This is a genomic window from Thermogemmatispora sp. (assembly GCF_019683635.1).
In the GTDB taxonomy this organism is placed as follows: Bacteria; Chloroflexota; Ktedonobacteria; order Ktedonobacterales; family Ktedonobacteraceae; genus Thermogemmatispora.
Genome location: NZ_JADGIA010000122.1, coordinates 1 through 15,591, shown reverse-complemented (window position 1 = coordinate 15,591; position 15,591 = coordinate 1). Strand labels below are relative to the sequence as shown.

20 protein-coding genes and 7 pseudogenes are annotated in these 15,591 nt (G+C 61.2%); all 27 read right to left on the bottom strand.

Going from position 1 to position 15,591, the window contains the following annotated elements:
* Positions 1-404: 404 nt before the first annotated feature.
* On the bottom strand, positions 405-1,154 hold the full coding sequence (gene map / locus IRZ31_RS13865) for a type I methionyl aminopeptidase (RefSeq protein WP_112434281.1): 750 nt from the start codon (positions 1,152-1,154) through the stop codon (positions 405-407).
* A 96-nt stretch (positions 1,155-1,250) separates the two neighbouring features.
* Complete coding sequence (locus IRZ31_RS13860; RefSeq protein ID WP_297154600.1) at positions 1,251-1,922, bottom strand: adenylate kinase; 672 nt, start codon at positions 1,920-1,922, stop codon at positions 1,251-1,253.
* A 51-nt stretch (positions 1,923-1,973) separates the two neighbouring features.
* The gene (gene secY / locus IRZ31_RS13855) at positions 1,974-3,305 is read right to left on the bottom strand and encodes a preprotein translocase subunit SecY (protein WP_297154598.1); all 1,332 of its coding nucleotides are present in this window, start codon (positions 3,303-3,305) and stop codon (positions 1,974-1,976) included.
* Between the two features lie 259 nt (positions 3,306-3,564).
* A complete protein-coding gene (gene rplO / locus IRZ31_RS13850; protein WP_363325670.1) occupies positions 3,565-4,101 on the bottom strand; it encodes a 50S ribosomal protein L15 in 537 nt (178 codons plus the stop codon).
* Positions 4,098-4,283 carry a 50S ribosomal protein L30 gene (rpmD, locus tag IRZ31_RS13845; protein ID WP_052890658.1) on the bottom strand — a complete coding sequence of 62 codons (186 nt, stop codon included), beginning with the start codon at positions 4,281-4,283 and terminating at the stop codon, positions 4,098-4,100. Before rpmD ends, rplO begins: the two co-directional genes overlap by 4 nt.
* 379 nt (positions 4,284-4,662) lie before the next feature.
* Positions 4,663-5,160, bottom strand: a pseudogene (gene rpsE / locus IRZ31_RS13840) (30S ribosomal protein S5); the annotation flags it as partial.
* A gap of 33 nt (positions 5,161-5,193) precedes the next feature.
* Positions 5,194-5,367 (bottom strand): annotated as a pseudogene (locus IRZ31_RS21430) (50S ribosomal protein L18); the annotation flags it as partial.
* Positions 5,368-5,643: 276 nt separating this feature from the next.
* Positions 5,644-5,823 (bottom strand): annotated as a pseudogene (locus tag IRZ31_RS13830) (50S ribosomal protein L18); the annotation flags it as partial.
* 235 nt (positions 5,824-6,058) lie between these two features.
* Complete coding sequence (rplF, locus tag IRZ31_RS13825) at positions 6,059-6,646, bottom strand: 50S ribosomal protein L6 (protein WP_297154595.1); 588 nt, start codon at positions 6,644-6,646, stop codon at positions 6,059-6,061.
* A 15-nt stretch (positions 6,647-6,661) separates the two neighbouring features.
* Positions 6,662-7,057, bottom strand: a complete 396-nt coding sequence (rpsH, locus tag IRZ31_RS13820) for a 30S ribosomal protein S8 (RefSeq protein ID WP_297154593.1) — start codon at positions 7,055-7,057, stop codon at positions 6,662-6,664.
* Positions 7,058-7,317: 260 nt separating this feature from the next.
* Positions 7,318-7,503, bottom strand: coding sequence for a type Z 30S ribosomal protein S14 (locus IRZ31_RS13815; RefSeq protein ID WP_112431563.1), 186 nt, complete (start codon positions 7,501-7,503; stop codon positions 7,318-7,320).
* A 5-nt stretch (positions 7,504-7,508) separates the two neighbouring features.
* Positions 7,509-8,051 carry a 50S ribosomal protein L5 gene (gene rplE / locus IRZ31_RS13810; protein ID WP_112431561.1) on the bottom strand — a complete coding sequence of 181 codons (543 nt, stop codon included), beginning with the start codon at positions 8,049-8,051 and terminating at the stop codon, positions 7,509-7,511.
* A gap of 5 nt (positions 8,052-8,056) precedes the next feature.
* A complete protein-coding gene (gene rplX, locus IRZ31_RS13805; RefSeq protein ID WP_363325669.1) occupies positions 8,057-8,455 on the bottom strand; it encodes a 50S ribosomal protein L24 in 399 nt (132 codons plus the stop codon).
* A 28-nt stretch (positions 8,456-8,483) separates the two neighbouring features.
* Positions 8,484-8,852: a 50S ribosomal protein L14 gene (rplN, locus tag IRZ31_RS13800; RefSeq protein WP_052890664.1), complete on the bottom strand. Its 369-nt coding sequence runs from the start codon at positions 8,850-8,852 to the stop codon at positions 8,484-8,486.
* On the bottom strand, positions 8,849-9,283 hold the full coding sequence (gene rpsQ / locus IRZ31_RS21425; protein ID WP_363325668.1) for a 30S ribosomal protein S17: 435 nt from the start codon (positions 9,281-9,283) through the stop codon (positions 8,849-8,851). Before rpsQ ends, rplN begins: the two co-directional genes overlap by 4 nt.
* A complete protein-coding gene (gene rpmC, locus IRZ31_RS13790; RefSeq protein ID WP_156025507.1) occupies positions 9,280-9,489 on the bottom strand; it encodes a 50S ribosomal protein L29 in 210 nt (69 codons plus the stop codon). Before rpmC ends, rpsQ begins: the two co-directional genes overlap by 4 nt.
* Complete coding sequence (gene rplP / locus IRZ31_RS13785) at positions 9,476-9,907, bottom strand: 50S ribosomal protein L16 (protein WP_052890665.1); 432 nt, start codon at positions 9,905-9,907, stop codon at positions 9,476-9,478. Before rplP ends, rpmC begins: the two co-directional genes overlap by 14 nt.
* Before the next feature lie 793 nt (positions 9,908-10,700).
* A pseudogene (gene rpsC, locus IRZ31_RS13780) lies at positions 10,701-11,330 on the bottom strand (30S ribosomal protein S3); the annotation flags it as partial.
* A 41-nt stretch (positions 11,331-11,371) separates the two neighbouring features.
* The gene (gene rplV / locus IRZ31_RS13775) at positions 11,372-11,722 is read right to left on the bottom strand and encodes a 50S ribosomal protein L22 (RefSeq protein ID WP_297154587.1); all 351 of its coding nucleotides are present in this window, start codon (positions 11,720-11,722) and stop codon (positions 11,372-11,374) included.
* A gap of 61 nt (positions 11,723-11,783) precedes the next feature.
* Positions 11,784-12,071, bottom strand: a complete 288-nt coding sequence (gene rpsS / locus IRZ31_RS13770) for a 30S ribosomal protein S19 (RefSeq protein WP_052890667.1) — start codon at positions 12,069-12,071, stop codon at positions 11,784-11,786.
* 48 nt (positions 12,072-12,119) lie between these two features.
* Positions 12,120-12,953: a 50S ribosomal protein L2 gene (rplB, locus tag IRZ31_RS13765; RefSeq protein ID WP_297154584.1), complete on the bottom strand. Its 834-nt coding sequence runs from the start codon at positions 12,951-12,953 to the stop codon at positions 12,120-12,122.
* 11 nt (positions 12,954-12,964) lie between these two features.
* Entirely contained in the window at positions 12,965-13,264 is a 300-nt protein-coding gene (gene rplW / locus IRZ31_RS13760) for a 50S ribosomal protein L23 (protein WP_112431551.1), read from the bottom strand.
* A 153-nt stretch (positions 13,265-13,417) separates the two neighbouring features.
* A pseudogene (gene rplD / locus IRZ31_RS13755) lies at positions 13,418-14,041 on the bottom strand (50S ribosomal protein L4); the annotation flags it as partial.
* A gap of 9 nt (positions 14,042-14,050) precedes the next feature.
* Positions 14,051-14,572, bottom strand: a pseudogene (rplC, locus tag IRZ31_RS13750) (50S ribosomal protein L3); the annotation flags it as partial.
* A 102-nt stretch (positions 14,573-14,674) separates the two neighbouring features.
* Positions 14,675-14,878: pseudogene (gene rplC / locus IRZ31_RS21420) on the bottom strand (50S ribosomal protein L3); the annotation flags it as partial.
* 226 nt (positions 14,879-15,104) lie between these two features.
* Positions 15,105-15,422, bottom strand: coding sequence for a 30S ribosomal protein S10 (gene rpsJ / locus IRZ31_RS13745; protein WP_052890671.1), 318 nt, complete (start codon positions 15,420-15,422; stop codon positions 15,105-15,107).
* A 63-nt stretch (positions 15,423-15,485) separates the two neighbouring features.
* The coding region (locus tag IRZ31_RS13740) for a hypothetical protein (RefSeq protein ID WP_297154602.1) at positions 15,486-15,591 on the bottom strand (106 nt) is incomplete at its 5' end.

The following is a 15,591-nucleotide window of genomic DNA, read 5'->3' as shown; positions in this document are numbered from 1 at the left end:
GAGAAGGTCGTTTGTCCCTACGACTTGTGTGCTTTTCCAGAGTGGCAAAAAGCAGCAGGGAAGACTGCTGCGACCAACTGCGAATTATAGCACAAACCTTCGGGAAAGTCGAGGGGCAGACCCTCTTTCTACCAGAACTGGATGTCTTGTTCCCCGGCTGGGTTAGCCAGTCGCCGCCTCGCCGTAGCACCTGGCTTTTGCTCGCTCGTCCCGTCCGCTCGCCCATTCGTTTGCGCGCTTGCTCACTGCAGTGAAACGGAACGAGCCAGCCAAGAGATTGGTCAGGGGAGGCTCCGCCAAAGAAGGCAGGCAGGTAACTTACCAGCAGCATTGTGCCTGCCTGGGTCTGCCTTCACAGCCAGCCCTGTTGATCTCGCTGTGCCTGTTGGCTGCTTGTCTCCCTCTCAGAGAGTCAGGATCTCGGCATCGCCTTCTGTGATGGCAACGGTATGCTCGAAATGTGCAGAGTAGCTATGATCAGCCGTCACCACAGTCCAGCGATCGGGGAGGACGCGCGTCTCCTTCCCGCCCATATTGACCATTGGCTCGATGGCCAGCACCATCCCGGGTCGCAGAGCCGGATTGGGTAGGCCAGGTTCGACGTAGTTCAGCACCTGGGGATCTTCATGCATACTACGCCCAACGCCGTGGCCGCCCCACTGACGCACCAGCGAGAAGCCGGCGCTCTCCACGAACTGCTGAATAGCGCGGCTGATATCCAGCAGGCGATTGCCGGCCCGAGCCGCGGCAATGCCGCGATAGAGGGCATCCTCGGTCACTTTGAGCAGGCGTTTCAGCTCGGGGCTAATCTCGCCCACGCCGATGGTGATAGCGGCATCGGCATGCCAGCCCTGATAGTTAGCGGCGAGGTCGAGGCTGATAATATCGCCTTCCTGGAGCACGCGCTTGCCCGGGATTCCATGCACCACCTCATCGTTGACCGACGTACACAGATGACCAGGGTAGCCGTGGTAGCCGAGCGAGCTTGACTTTGCTCCATAGCGCTGCAGCGCCTCCGCCGCCAGGCGGTCCAGGTCGCCAGTAGTGATACCGGGGCGAACGGCGCTACGTAGCTCGGCCAGAACCGCGGCGACAATCCGGCCCGTCTCCCGAATCCGCTCGCGCTCTTCCTTTGATTTTATGATAATCGCCACAATCAACTCTCCTCATGGGTGGCCGGGCTGGGGCGAGCCAGAGCCAAAGCGCGCAGCGCCAGCCCTCCAGGCCCGCCCGTGGGGGCAGGCGACGGATCAGGCCGACCCATGCTGACCTTGTTCATAGCCTTTGATAGTCGAGAGCAACTCTTGATGAACCTCGTCGATGCTCTGATTGCCATTGACCTTTGCCAGCTTCCCCTGGGTCGCATAGTAGTCGAGCAGGCGGATTGTCTCCTTAAAGAAGATATCCAGCCGCCGTTCGACCGCCTCGCCGACATCGTCGGAGCGCTGGTAGAGTTCGCTTCCATCGATATCGCAGACACCCGGAACCTTAGGTGGCTTGCTATAGATGTTGTAGACATGCTGGCAGGCGCGACAGATATAGCGACCCGACAGCCGCCGCACTAATTCCTCACGTGGTACCTCCAGATAAACGGCCAGATCGACCTGCCTCTGAACGGCTTGCAGCCCTTTATCCAGAGCCTCCGCCTGGGCAATAGTTCGCGGGAAGCCATCCAGCAAGGCCCCCCTGGCACAATCGGGACGGGCCAGTCGACCCAGGATCATGGTGATGGTCAGCTCGTCAGGGACCAGCTCACCGCGATCCAGATAGTCTTTGGCTTTCAGGCCCAGCTCAGTGCCTTCAGCGACTTCCTTACGAAACAGATCTCCGCTGGCAACGTGCGGAATCCCAAGTTCCTGAGAGAGCGCTTTCGCCTGGGTCCCTTTGCCCGACCCTTGAGCGCCAATGAGAATGATCAGCACCGTTTCTCCTCCGATGGAAGCGGACGAGGCGCACCATCGCGCCTCGCCGACCTACGACAGGAAACCCGAGTAATTGCGCATGACAACTTGTGCTTCAAGCTGTCTGATGGTATCCAACGCCACCGCCACTACGACCAGCAGGGCGGTCGAGCTGAGCATCTGGGTTCTGGCCAGATAGGGCAAGACCGCCAGAATGCCCAGGAAGAGCGCGCCGCCAAGCGTCACCCGTCTCAGCAGCGTTTTCAAGTAGACACGTGTCTGCTCGCCTGGGCGATAGCCAGGAATGTGAGCGCCCTGCTTCTGCAGATTCTCAGCGATATTCTGCTGGTCCCAGACCAGATCGGCGTAGAAGTAGGTAAAGGCGACCACCAGCACAAAGTAGAACAGCCAGTACCAGGGCAGCGTTGTATTGAGCACGGTACTGCTGAGCCAACTCGCCGCCGTCGTGAGCCAGCTGGCATTGCTGCTGGCCAGATACTGGGAGATCACGGTCGGGAAGAGCAAGACCGAGTTGGCAAAGATCAGGGGAATCATGCCGGCGCTATTGACCATCATGGGAATATAGGTGGTCTGCGCCGAGCCGACCAGCATCCCCCGTCCGACGATGCGCTTGGTAGGATACTGAATCGGAATACGTCGCTGTCCCAGGTAGATATAGACGATGCCGGCAATGGTGACCACGGCGATCAGCCCGAGCACGGCCAGGTTGAGAATGCTGCTGCTCGCGCCGCCCGTGGTGGTGCTGGAGAGGTAACCCTGCTGCACCAGGGTGGGCAGGCGGGTCACAATGTTCCCCAGGATGATAATCGAGATGCCATTGCCGACGCCATACTCCGTGATCAGCTCGCCGAACCAGACCAGGATCATCGTTCCCGTGGTCAGCGAGAGAAGAATCGCCAGCGTCTGCAGCCAGTTGGGACCAAAGAGGCTGAAGGTGCTGGCATCGAGGACTCCCACCCTCACAAAGATGGCCGCGCTACCCAGCGCCTGGAGAAAGGCCAGAGGGACCGTGATGATGCGCGTAATCTGGCTGAACTTGAGCCGTCCGGCCTCGCCCTCTTCCATGAGGCGATGGAGTGCCGGAATGATCGGTGAGAGCAGCTGCATCACGATGGTCGCCGTGACGTAGGGGTAGACGCTCATGGCGATGATCGAGTAGGTCTGGAGCGATCCCCCTGAAAAGATGTCCAGAAGGCCGAGTAACTGGCCCAGATTCTGATTTTGACCGCTCGTGAAGAGGCTGGCCAGCGTTTGCTCCTGCTGGTGGGTCAGCGGGACTGTGATGTGCGCCAGCACCCGCATGAGCAGCAGGATGATCAGCGTAAAGATAATTTTCTTGCGCAGGTCGGGAATAGACCAGACCCTGAGCAGCCGTCCTAACATGGATGGCTCCTTTCACAATAAGCGTCGCGCGGATAAGCAGCCTCCTGGCTCTGGGCCAGAGCCTGGGGTCCTTCCCTTCCCGGCCAAGAGTAGCCCTGGCCGCATTGGTCATCGGATATTGCCCTCAGCATACTCATCAGCAGAGATACACCGCCTGGCCAGCTGCTGCTCACCGCGTCAGACCAGGCTGGCCGGCCAGCGATCTGGCTGACCCGCCTGGGTGGGAGACAGGAAAGACTGGCTCAGGCAGGCACAAGGCTTAAGCCTGGGCCTGCGCACCCTGAGCCAGCTTCCTCTGATCTTTGCGGCGCTTCGTCTTCTCGTAGACCTTGACCGGGATCACTTCGATACTGCCACCGGCGGCCTCGATCTTGGCACGCGCGCTTTCTGAAAACTTGTGGGCCCGGACTGTCAGCGGGCGATGCAGCTCGCCATCGCCCAAGATCTTGACCAGGCCGCGGCTCTCAGTAGACGAGAGCAGGTGCTTCTCAGCCAGGGTTTCTGGTGTCACCTGGGCCCCTGGCTCAAAGAAGCGCTCCAGGCTCTCGACATTAACAACAGCGTATTCCTTTCGGAAAGGAGCGTTGCTATTGCCAATGCCTCGCAGGAACGGCAGGCGCTGCGACAGCGGCGTCTGACCTCCCACAAAAGCCTGGCTGACCTTTCCACCGGTGCGCGCCTTCTGACCCTTGGTACCGCGGCCTGCGGTCTTACCGCGTCCCGAGCCATGTCCTCGCCCAACTCGTCTCGACCGCTTATGCGAACCAGGAGCTGGTCGCAGATCAGACAGTTTCATGATGCTATCTCCTCCACCTTGACCAGGTGTCTCACCTTCTGAATCATACCGCGAGTCGTGGGCGTATCCTCGCGCACCACTTCCTGCTGGAGCTTGCGCAGTCCGAGCGAGCGGATAGTCTCCCGCTGATCCTGCGCGTAGCCAATCGTACTCTTCACCCACTTGATGCGCAGCTTTGCCATAACAGTCTCTCTCCTCAACACTCTGGCGCTCATCCTGCTCTGCTCAGCATCGCTCCCCTCTCTGCTGTCCCCCTATCCCCACCTCCGTCTCCCTCCAGGACCACAAGCCGCAGCGTCGCCGAGTCAAGCCGAGTCGAGCCGAGCCGAGCCAGGCTAAGCCGAACGGCGAGGCTGCGCAGAAGCGAGCGAATGAGAGCAAGCGAGTGGGGTCGGTCTAGCGACGGCGCTCTCCACGACGTTCCGTGCGCTCGGCGCGCTCGCGGGCGGCACGGCGCAGAGCCCGCTGTTCACGCGCCTCCTCCTCGCGGGCAGCGCGGAGGGCCGCCGCCTGCTCGGCAGCGCTTGCCGCAGCTGCCGCCAGACGCTCAGCGCGGCGTCGTCCCAGCAGCTCGACCACTGTCTTGCCGCGCAGGGCCGCCACTTCCTCGGGCGAGCGCAGTTCCTTGAGGGCCTCAATGCAGGCGCCGACGGTATTGGCGCGGTTGGAGCTGCCAATGACCTTTGTCAGGATATCGCGAATACCAGCCAGCTCCACCACGGCGCGCACCGCCGCCCCAGCGATGACCCCGGTACCGGGCGCGGCGGGTTTGAGCATTACCTGCGAGGCTCCAAAGGTCGTCTTGACCATGAAGGGGATGGTCGTGCCGGTCAATGGCACATGAATCAGATGCTTTTTGGCATCCTCAGCGGCCTTGCGAATCGCTTCGGTATACTCGGCGGCCTTCCCCATGCCATAGCCAACGTGGCCATTGCGGTCCCCAACTACCACGAGCGCCCGGATGCTGAAGCGGCGCCCGCCCTTAACGACCTTGGAGACGCGGGTGACTTCGACCACGATCTCTTCCAGGTTCAGCTTCGACGCATCTATTCTCGGCATGTTCCTCCTCGTGCTCGTGCCTACCTACCTGACCTAGAACTGTAGGCCGCCTTCACGCGCCCCTTCGGCAAGGGCGGCTACGCGTCCATGATAGGCGTAGCCTCCACGGTCAAAGACGACCTTCTCGATCCCCTTCTCTTTCGCGCGCTGCGCGAGCAACCTGCCAACCTCGCGCGCAATAGCGACTTTGCGATTGTAGGCAATAGCAGCCAACGCCTCGACGGGCGTTTTCTTCTCGCCTTTTTGAGCGCTGGGCAGAACAGTCTTGACCTGCGTCGGCGGACGGCCCCGCTGCTGCTGACTGCCTTTACCGCCCCGGGCCTGCTGGCTCTGGGCCTGGGACCGCGCTGCAGCCCGCGCCGCCCGGCGTGAAGGCGCAGCCTCCGCCGCGCTTTCGACCACTACCTCCTCCTCTGGAGCGGCTTCCACCTGGGGGGCCGCCGACTCGGGAGGCGGTGCCGGCTGGAAATCGCGCAGAGCTGCCTCCAACGAGGAGGCCGCGACCAGTGTCAGGCCCAGGGTATCGTCAATAATCTGGGCATAGATATGACGAGCGCTGCGGAACACATTCAAACGTGGTCGTTCCGCTGTGCCCTTGACTCGGCGACGTATCCGCTGGTGCCGACGCAGCCGCGCCTTGTTCGCATTGAACGTCTTGATCATGAGAACGTGCCCCTGTTCTTCTCTATAAGAGTAATAAAGAAAGATGAACCGACGCTGCAAGGGACGTGATCGGCACTACGTCCCTCCTCATCGCAGATGGGCTTGCTTGCGCCAGTGATACAGTGATAGATCGATAGATAGCTAGATCGATCGATCGATCGGCCCCAGTGAGCTGGCCCGCCTACAGGCCAGCCAGGGGCAAGGCCAACTAAGCTGGCTTGCCAGCAGGCAAGCGTTACTTCTTCTTACCGCCGCCGGCCTTGCCCGTCTTACCGGCCTTACCGGCCTTGCGCCGGATCTCCTCGCCAGCGTAGCGGATGCCTTTGCCCTTGTAAGGCTCCGGCTCGCGAATGCGGCGGATGATGGCCGCCATTTCGCCCACCTTCTGCTTATCGATCCCGACCACACTGACCTTGGTGGCCTTGGTCACAGAGTCAACCCCGTCGACCGTGAACGAGATGCCTGGCGGCGGAGGCACCTCAACCGGGTGGGAATAGCCCACCATGATCACCAGGTTATCGCCCACCTTGGTGGCACGGTAACCAGTACCATAAATCTCTAGCTGCTTGCTGTAGCCCTGGGTCACGCCGACCACCATGTTATTGATCAGCGTGCGGTAAAGGCCATGCTGAGAGCGATGCAGCTTACTATCGGACTGGCGCGCCACCTTGAGCGTGCCATCTTCCAGGGTCAGCGAGAGAGACGAGGGGATCTTGAGAGACAGCTCGCCCTTTGGGCCTTTGACAGTAACCAGATTGTCCTCGTTCCAGCTGACCTCGACCTTCGGCGGGATCGGGATCGGCATACGCCCTATACGCGACACGTGTCTACCTCCCGTCTACCAGACGTGACAGATAACCTCGCCCCCAAGACCGAGCTGATAGGCTTTGCGTCCCGTCATCACGCCCTTGGGAGTGGACAGAATGGCAACCCCCAGCCCACCCCGCACCAGGGGAATATCCTTGCGCTTGGCATAGACACGGCGCCCAGGCTTACTCACACGTTCCAGCTGGGTCAGCACCGGCTTCTTATCGACATAGCGCAAGGTGATGCGAATCGTCCCCTGGGGATTATCCTTGATCACTTCGATATCTTTAATGTAGCCCTCTTCCTTGAGCACACGCGCAATGGCCAACTTCATCTTGGAGGCCGGAATCGAGACCCGCGTGTGCCGCGCGATGATCGCATTGCGGATGCGGGTGAGCATATCCGCGATGGGATCGGTCATGTTCATAGTACAACACCTCCACGATCATGAAAGAACGAGCGTTCGTCGGTCACTGACACACTCACCCAGTTCAGGCACTCATTCATTCGTTCGTTCGACCGTCTAACCGTCTAACCGTCTGACCGTCTAACCGTCTAGCCCAGCGGTCTCGGGCAGGCATCTTGTTTGCTGGAGCCAGGCAGCCCAGCGGCCCGCCCCGTCGCAGCCAGCCCGTACGCACACGCGCGCTCGCTCTTTCACGCTGCCGACCTGGGCGATTGCTGAACCTACCAGCTTGATTTCGTCACACCGGGCAGCTCACCACGCAAGGCCCGCTCACGGAAACAGATGCGGCACAGGCCAAACTTGCGCATGTAGGCACGCGGGCGACCGCAGACCCGACAGCGGTTGTGCTGGCGCACCTTAAAACGGGGCTTGCGCTGAGCCTTAACGATCATCGAGATCTTGGCCATCGATCCTACCTCCTGAAGGGCATCCCGAGCAGGCTGAGCAGACGCCGCCCTTCCTCATCGGAGCGTGCCGTGGTCACAATGCTGACCTCCATGCCCCGGACCTTATCGATCTTGTCATAGTCAATCTCGGGAAAGACGAGCTGCTCACGCAAGCCTAGCGTATAGTTGCCACGCCCGTCGAAGGAATCCGGAGAGACCCCCTGGAAATCGCGCAGACGCGGCAGAGCGACATTCATCAGCTTATCAAGAAAGTAATACATGCGCTCGCCCCGCAGCGTCACCATGCAGCCGATCTGCATGCCCTTGCGCACCTTGAACGAGGCCACCGAGCGCCGCGCATGGGTAATGACCGGGCGCTGACCGGTAATGAGCGAGAGATCGTTCACCGCCGCCTCCATCGCCTTGGCGTTCTGAATGGCCTCGCCCATCCCAATATTAATGACCACCTTGTGGATGCGCGGCACCTGCATCGGATTCCTGTAATTGAACTCCTTCTGCAGGGCCGGTACCACCTCCTTGAGATACTTCTCCTTCAAGCGTGCTGCCATAATCTCTACGCACTCCTCGTCCGATCAGCAATGACCTTGCCACATTTCTTGCAGATACGCACCGGGCGGAGCTTTTGATCAGCTCCCATCGGACGACGCTCATGGGCCACGCGCGTTGGCTGACCGCACTCTGTGCAGATCAGCATAGTGTTAGAGACATGGATGGGCATGGCTTTCTCAATGATGCCTCCCTGACGCAGCTGCCCCTGCGGCTTCTGGTGCCGCTTCACAAGGTTGACTCCCTCGACGATGACCTTGTTGAGCTGCGGCAGCGCCCTGACCACTGTCCCCTGCTTGCCTCGATCCTTGCCCGCGATGACCAGTACCGTGTCGCCCTTCTTGATGTTCATTTTGGCCCGGTGCAGAGGCCGCTTCTCTTCCTTCGCTTTTGTCTTGACAGCCATCGTCTCTACCTTCTTTCCTCACCTTCCCTCAGAGCACTTCTGGCGCGAGCGAGAGGATACGAACATAGTTTTTCTCGCGCAGCTCGCGGGCCACCGGACCAAAGATACGTGTTCCTCGGGGGTTGTTGCCAGCGCCAATCAGAACGGCTGCATTATCGTCAAAACGAATGTGGGAGCCGTCCGGACGCGCGTACTCCTTGGCGACGCGCACCACTACCGCGGTGACCACCTCGCCTTTTTTGACCTGACCATTGGGAGCGGCACTTTTGACGCTGGCCTTGATGACATCACCAACCGTGGCATACTTCTTGTTCGAGGTGCCAAGGACACGAATGCACATGATCTCCTTGGCGCCTGTGTTGTCGGCAACCTTGAGACGAGTCTGGGGCTGGATCATTCGGCTCCCTCCTCTGCTTGCTGCTCATTCTGCCCGCCCAGCGCCTCCTGGCCAGCACCCCGCTGGACCCGCTCCAGCTCACTGGTGATCTCCTGGCCCAGCACCTGCTCAACCGGGACCACGCCGCTGCCGCGCTTGATCACCTCGATCAGGCGCCAACGCTTGAGCTTGCTCAGCGGGCGGCATTCTTCGATGCGCACGATATCCCCAATCTGACAGATGTTGTTCTCATCATGCGCATAGAAATGTTTTGTCTGACGATAGGTTTTCTTGTAGAGCGGATGCATCTTGAGCCGCTCTACAGCAACAACGATGGTCTTATCCATCTTGTTGCTGATCACCAGCCCCACCTTCTGCGGGCGCCGGTGCAGCGGTCGCCCTCCGGTTGAGCTGAGCGTGGCCGCATTCTGCTCGGTTGTTTTCTGGGTCATTGCTCAGCCTCCAGCTGTGAGATATGGTGAAGCAGGCGAGCGATATCTTTACGAGTCTGGGCGAAGATGCGCGTGTTTTTGACTTCCCCGCGCTGCTTCTGCAGGCGCAGATTGAAGAGCTTGGTACGCAGCTCTTTCAGCTCGCGCTGGGCTTCTGGCAGCGACATCTCGCGAATCTGCTGGCGACGCTCTTTAAGCTTCGGCACGCTCCGCCTCCCCTTTGACTACAAAGCGTGTGGCGATTGGCAACTTATGGCTTGCCAGGCGTGCGGCTTCCCTGGCGATCTCCTCGCTCACGCCACTGATCTCGAAGATCATATGTCCGGGCTTGACCACCGCTACCCAGTGGTCGAGGGCGCCTTTCCCCTTGCCCATGCGCGTCTCCGCCGGTTTCGCGGTCACGGGCTTATCGGGAAAGACGCGAATCCAGACCTTGCCGCCGCGCTTCATGAAGCGCGTAATGGCAATACGAGCGGCCTCGATCTGGCGCGCTTCCAGCCAGCAGGGTTCCAGGGCCTGCAAGCCATAATCGCCAAAGGCGATCGTATTGCCGCGATGAGCGGTCCCCTTAAGGCGACCGCGATGCTGTTTGCGATACTTTGGACGTCTCGGTGCCAGTAACATGGCTGCCTTTTCTCCTCTTTGCCACAGGTAGCCCCGCCTCTTGATCTGCCTGCTGTTGCGGCCCGGGCCGGTCGGGGCTGATGCGTCTGCTCTCCTCGTCTGTCGCTAGCTACGCCAGCTTACTCTCCGCTGGACCTGGCTCGTTCGCTCGGAGACGCTGGCCTACCTGTCCACCGCGTGCCCTGATCCAGCCTGCTTACTCCTCAGCACCGCCCGCAGAAGACTGCTCGCCGCCCCGTGGCTGCTCAGCGGCAGTCGGTGGGGCTGCCTGCTCAGACGGAGCAGTCGGTGTCGGTGCCGGGCCCTGGACAGACTGCTGCTGCTGTTGTTGTTGTTGCTGTTGTTGTTGCTGGTGCTGGTGCTGATGATGCTGCTGCTGTCTTGGCTGGTGCTGCTGGTGCTGAGCCGACGGCTGCGACTCGGACTGCTGAGCCTGGCGTCCCTGCTCGCCGCCGCGCTGACCCTGATCAGCCCGTGGTGGACGAGGCGGACGCTGCGGACGACCCTGGCGCCCCTGCCCCTGCTGGCCCTCGCGCTCGCCGCGTGGCGGACGCTGACCTCGCTCACGCTCCCCCTGAGCCTGGCCCTGCTGACCACCCTGAGCCTGGCCGCGCTCACGCCCAGGACGTCCCTGAGCGTGCTCAGGCCGCGGACGCGGGCCGCGCTGCTCGGGTCGCTCGCGGCGGTCGGGTCGCTCGCGGCGGTCGGGCATGCGCCTCTCGCCCACGCCGACCTCACGCGGCAACAGCGCTGGCTGCGGGGCAGCCTCCTGTCCCTCGGGACCCGGGCCTTTGCCGGGGAGCACGTCCCCCTTATAGATCCAGACCTTGACCCCAATCACACCATAGGTCGTGTGGGCCTCCGTCTGCCCATAGTCGATATCGGCGCGCAAGGTATGCAGGGGCACCTTCCCCTCGACCTCTTTCTCGCTGCGTGCGATTTCCGCACCTCCGAGGCGCCCGCTCACAATGACCTTGATCCCTTTGGCATTGGAGCGCATGGCCTTCTGCACAGCCTGCTTCATGGCGCGCCGAAACGAGACACGCTTCTCAAGCTGCTCAGCGATCGTGCGACCAACCAGATAGGCATCCAGCTCCGGCTGACGAATCTCCACAATGTTGAGGCGCACTCGCTTATGGATTTTCGACTCCAGCAGATTGCGCAGCCGGTCCACTTTCTCGCCATTCTTACCGATCACGATGCCAGGCCTGGCCGTATGAATAGTTACCGATACCTGCGTCGCCGCCGCACGCTCGATCTCAATGCGCGAGACCGCCGCGTTGGCCAGTTCGCGATTGATTGTCTCGCGGATCAGCCTGTCCTCCGCGAGCAGGTCTTTGTAGTCACGCTCAGCATACCAGCGAGAAAGCCAGGTTTTGATAATGCCGAGCCTGAACCCTGTGGGATGAACCTTCTGTCCCACTGACGTGCTCCTCCTTCACTGCACTTCGCTCGCTCAATTCGTTAGCGTCCCAGGTCGGCTCGATCATCCGAAACGATGACTGTGACATGACTGGAGCGGCGGATGATGTACGACCATCGTCCGTGCGAGCGGGCCCTGAAGCGCTTCTGACGTGGCCCCTCGTCTGTCACAATGTTAAGAATGTAGAGCTGGTCGGGATCGAGATTGTAGTTGTTCTCTGCGTTAGCGACCGCCGACTGGATCACCTTCTTGACCGGCCTGGCCCCGGCGTTGGGCAGGAAATCAAGAACCGGCAGCGCCTCGCTGACACGCAGTCCCTTGACCGCATCGGTGACCAGGCGCAACTTACGCGGCGAAATGCCTATGTTTCTCGCAATAGCCCTGACTTGCATCTCCTACTCCATCAAAGATGGCTCCGCTGGCCTTCCGCCAGGGATGGGAGGAGAGAGCAGGCTAGCGAACCGAGGTGGTCCGCTCGCTCTTCCCCCCCGAGTGACCGCGGAAGTGCCGCGTGGGAGCGAATTCTCCCAGCTTGTGGCCTACCATGTTCTCGGTGATATAGATCGGCACATGGGTTTTGCCATTGTGCACGCCGATGGTCAAGCCAACCATCTCGGGGAAGATGGTTGAGGCGCGCGACCAGGTCTTGATCAGGCGGCGCTCACCGCTGCGCCGCATCGCCAGGACCTTCTTCCTCAGCGATTCGTGAATGTATGGTCCCTTCTTACGCGAGCGCGACATGCTTTCTTTCTCCTCCTCCTACCTGTGCCTGTCTGGCCGGCTCACTCGCTAGCGTCGACCAGCGTTGCGCCGACGGACAATGAAGCGATCGGTCCGCTTGTTGCGCCGCGTTTTGACACCGAGGGCGGGCTTGCCCCAGGGCGTCTGCGGCTGGCCGCCGCGCGGCGCGCGTCCTTCGCCACCGCCGTGCGGATGGTCACAGGGGTTCATGGCCGCGCCGCGCACCGCAGGCCGTCGGCCCATATGGCGGGAACGGCCCGCCTTGCCGATGGTGATGTTCTCATGGTCGGGATTGCCAACCTGACCAACGGTGGCCATGCAGCGGCTGTGCACGTAGCGCAGCTCGCCCGAAGGCAGGCGAATGAGAGCATACTCACCCTCCTTAGCCATCAGCTGCGCCCCCACACCAGCACTGCGCACCAGTTGGCCCCCGCGCCCGGGCACCAGCTCAATGTTATGAATGGTGGTGCCAACCGGAATGTTCTTGAGCGGCAGGGCATTGCCCGGCTTGATGTCGGCGTCCGGCCCCGCCATCACGTAGTCGCCCACCTTCAGCCCGAGCGGCGCGATAATGTAGCGCTTCTCGCCATCAACGTAATGCAGGAGAGCTATGCGAGCCGAGCGATTAGGATCGTACTCGATAGCGGCCACTTTGGCCGGCACGCCCAGCTTGTTGCGCCTGAAGTCGATGATCCGATAGGCTCGCTTCGCCCCTCCGCCTCGATGGCGGGTGGTGATCCGGCCCTGGTTGTTGCGACCGGCATGCTTTTTGAGCGGCTTGATCAGCGACTTCTCCGGCTCCGTCTTCGTGATCTCTTCGAAGGTCGAAACCGTCATGCCGCGCCGCCCGGGTGTCGTTGGCTTATACTGCTTTACTGGCATTGCTTTTCCCCTTATGCCTTCAACGCCTCAATGGTCTGACCCGGCTGGATGGTCACAATGGCCTTTTTCCAGCGCTGCCCGTGGATGACGCGCGGCAGGGCTCCCCGCCGGCGCAGGACGCGCTTCTTGCCGGGCACATTGATAATGTTGACCTTGAGCACCTTCACATTGAAGAGCTGCTCGACGGCGCGGCGCACGTCGATCTTCGTGGCCTCTGGCGCCACCTTAAAGGTATACTGGTTGTGCTGCTCCTGGAGCTTGACCGATTTTTCCGTGATGATTCCGTGACGCAGAACCTCGGTGATCTCCACGGCCTACCCCTCCTCGCTATCGCCGGCGGCCTCAGCGTCGGCACTGGCCTCGCTCTGAGGCTCCTCCTGCGCCGCAGCCTCCGCCTGGGCCTCGACCTCGCCCTCGGCTTCGGCAATTCGTTGGCTGGCCTCCTCGGCGCTCAACCCTTCACCGAAGACGTATTCCAGCCAGCGCACAGCCGGCACCGGCATGATGACACTGTCGTGCTTCAGCAGCTCTACCACATTGATGGCACAGACATGCTCAACCTTGGTGCCTGGAATGTTGCGCGCCGAGAGCAAGACGTTCTCATCGCGCTGCGGCAGCATCAGCAGCACACGCTTGCTGTCGCCGACAGGCAGCTTGCTGAGCACCTCTAGCATATCTTTGGTGCGGGGCCGCTCCAGCTGGAGCCGGTCCACAACAATCAGGCGATTGTTAGCCACTTTATCCGAGAGCACCGAGCGGATCGCCAGGCGCCGCATCTTGCGTGGCACGTCGTGATGATAGATGCGAGGCCGCGGCCCAAAGACCACGCCACCGTGGCGGAAGTGGGGCGCGCGAATGCTTCCCTGGCGCGCCCGACCGGTGCCTTTCTGCCGGTACGGCTTCTTATTTCCTCCCGAGACCTCGCCACGGTGCTTGGTGGAGACGGTGCCCTGGCGGCGGTTGACCAGCTGGGCGGTGACCACCTGGTGGAGCACCGGGATATGGGGCGTGATCCCGAAGACCTGCTCGTTTAGCTCAAGCTCTCCCACGGCCTCGCCGGCCATGTTATAAACTGTCGTCGAGGGCATCGCCGTTACCTACCTCTTATGCTTCCTAATCATGAGCAGGCCGCCATTCGCACCGGGCACCGAACCCTTGACTACCAGCAGATTGCGCTCCGGGTCGGCCTGAATCACTCGTAGCCGTTTGACTGTGACGCGCGCATTGCCCATGTGGCCGGCCATGCGCAGGCCCTTGAGTACGCGCCCGGGGGTGGTACCGGAGCCAATGGAGCCGGGTGCACGATGACGATCCGACTGTCCATGCGTTTTGGGGCCGCCTGCAAAGCCGTGACGCTTGACGCCGCCCTGGAATCCCTTTCCTTTGGAGGTGCCGATCACATCCACGAATTCACCAACCTTAAAGAGGCTGACGTCAAAACGGGCGCCCAGCTCTAGTTTGTCGGGCGAAGTCCCTTCCTCAAGTTTGACCTCGCGCAGGATGCGGAAAGGTCCCAGCTCCGGCCCCGGACGGCGCTGGCGGTTCTCCTGCAAGGTCAGCAGCTTCTGAATCTGCTTGTCTGGCTTCTTTTCTTCGGACGCCTGCGCTGCGCTCCCGCCCTCAGCCCCCTCTTCCTGGCCGCGGGCCTTGGCGCGCTGCTCCTGCTGATACTGCTGCAGACGGCGGCGCTGGGCCCTTAAGAGCGGCAGCCGGTGACCCAGGTGCCCAAGTAGCGGGCGCGTCGTACGCTTGACGGGGATCGGCTCAAAGCCAATCTGGACTGCTTCGTAGCCATCACGGGCAGTGGTCTTGATCTGGGTAACGATGCACGGGCCTGCTTCAATGACGGTTACAGGGATGGCATTGCCATCCGGCCCGAACACCTGCGTCATGCCCACTTTCCTGCCCAACAATCCATTGAGCATACTCTCTACCTACTCTCCTCTGTAGGGAGGGATGGAACCAGACGAAGGCTCTTCGCCCTGACCCACATCAGCCAGCCTGACCTGGTGCAAGATCCTCTCTCTAAGGAGAGTGAACGGGACTGAGCGACCCGCGCGACCATTCGCGGTGCTGCCGTTCTGTCCCGTTCGCTTGCGCTCTCCTGGCAGGCTGACGGCCAGAGGCGAAGATGCTGTCCGGCCTATCCGCCTACAGCTTGATCTCGATGTCGACACCTGCGGGCAGATTCAAGCGCGTGAGCGCTTCGACCGTCTTGTTGGTCGGATCGACGATGTCGATCAGGCGTTTGTGAGTGCGAATCTCAAACTGCTCACGCGAGTCTTTATCGATAAAGGGCGAACGGATCACGGTGAATTTCTGGATCTCTGTGGGCAGCGGTACAGGTCCAGAGACACGTGCTCCGGTCTGCTGCGCCGTGTCGACGATCTGCATCGCCGACTGATCCAGAATGCGATGGTCGTAGGCTTTCAAGCGAATGCGGATGCGCTGTTTCGCTCCGGTAGCCATTGTCTCTTGCCTCCTTTTGGCCTGGCCTTTGCCTCTGATCGAGTGAGCCTCTGGCTCTGCCGCTTATTCGAGCACCTCGGTGCAGACGCCCGCGCCGACGGTGCGGCCACCCTCGCGAATGGCAAAGCGCACGCCCGCCTCCATCGCCACCGGATAGATCAGCTCCACC

Coding starts and splice junctions, on each gene's coding strand:
- rplO (WP_363325670.1), bottom strand. CDS start 4,101: ATGAAACTGTCTGATCTGCGACCAGCTCCTGGTTCGCATAAGCGGTCG.
- rpsJ (WP_052890671.1), bottom strand. CDS start 15,422: ATGGCTACCGGAGCGAAACAGCGCATCCGCATTCGCTTGAAAGCCTAC.
- rplN (WP_052890664.1), bottom strand. CDS start 8,852: ATGATCCAGCCCCAGACTCGTCTCAAGGTTGCCGACAACACAGGCGCC.
- rpsH (WP_297154593.1), bottom strand. CDS start 7,057: ATGAACATGACCGATCCCATCGCGGATATGCTCACCCGCATCCGCAAT.
- rpmD (WP_052890658.1), bottom strand. CDS start 4,283: ATGGCAAAGCTGCGCATCAAGTGGGTGAAGAGTACGATTGGCTACGCG.
- rpsS (WP_052890667.1), bottom strand. CDS start 12,071: ATGTCGCGCTCGCGTAAGAAGGGACCATACATTCACGAATCGCTGAGG.
- rplE (WP_112431561.1), bottom strand. CDS start 8,051: ATGGCAGCACGCTTGAAGGAGAAGTATCTCAAGGAGGTGGTACCGGCC.
- rpsQ (WP_363325668.1), bottom strand. CDS start 9,283: ATGACCCAGAAAACAACCGAGCAGAATGCGGCCACGCTCAGCTCAACC.
- IRZ31_RS13815 (WP_112431563.1), bottom strand. CDS start 7,503: ATGGCCAAGATCTCGATGATCGTTAAGGCTCAGCGCAAGCCCCGTTTT.
- rplP (WP_052890665.1), bottom strand. CDS start 9,907: ATGTTACTGGCACCGAGACGTCCAAAGTATCGCAAACAGCATCGCGGT.
- rplX (WP_363325669.1), bottom strand. CDS start 8,455: ATGGCTGTCAAGACAAAAGCGAAGGAAGAGAAGCGGCCTCTGCACCGG.
- rplB (WP_297154584.1), bottom strand. CDS start 12,953: ATGCCAGTAAAGCAGTATAAGCCAACGACACCCGGGCGGCGCGGCATG.
- secY (WP_297154598.1), bottom strand. CDS start 3,305: ATGTTAGGACGGCTGCTCAGGGTCTGGTCTATTCCCGACCTGCGCAAG.
- rplV (WP_297154587.1), bottom strand. CDS start 11,722: ATGCAAGTCAGGGCTATTGCGAGAAACATAGGCATTTCGCCGCGTAAG.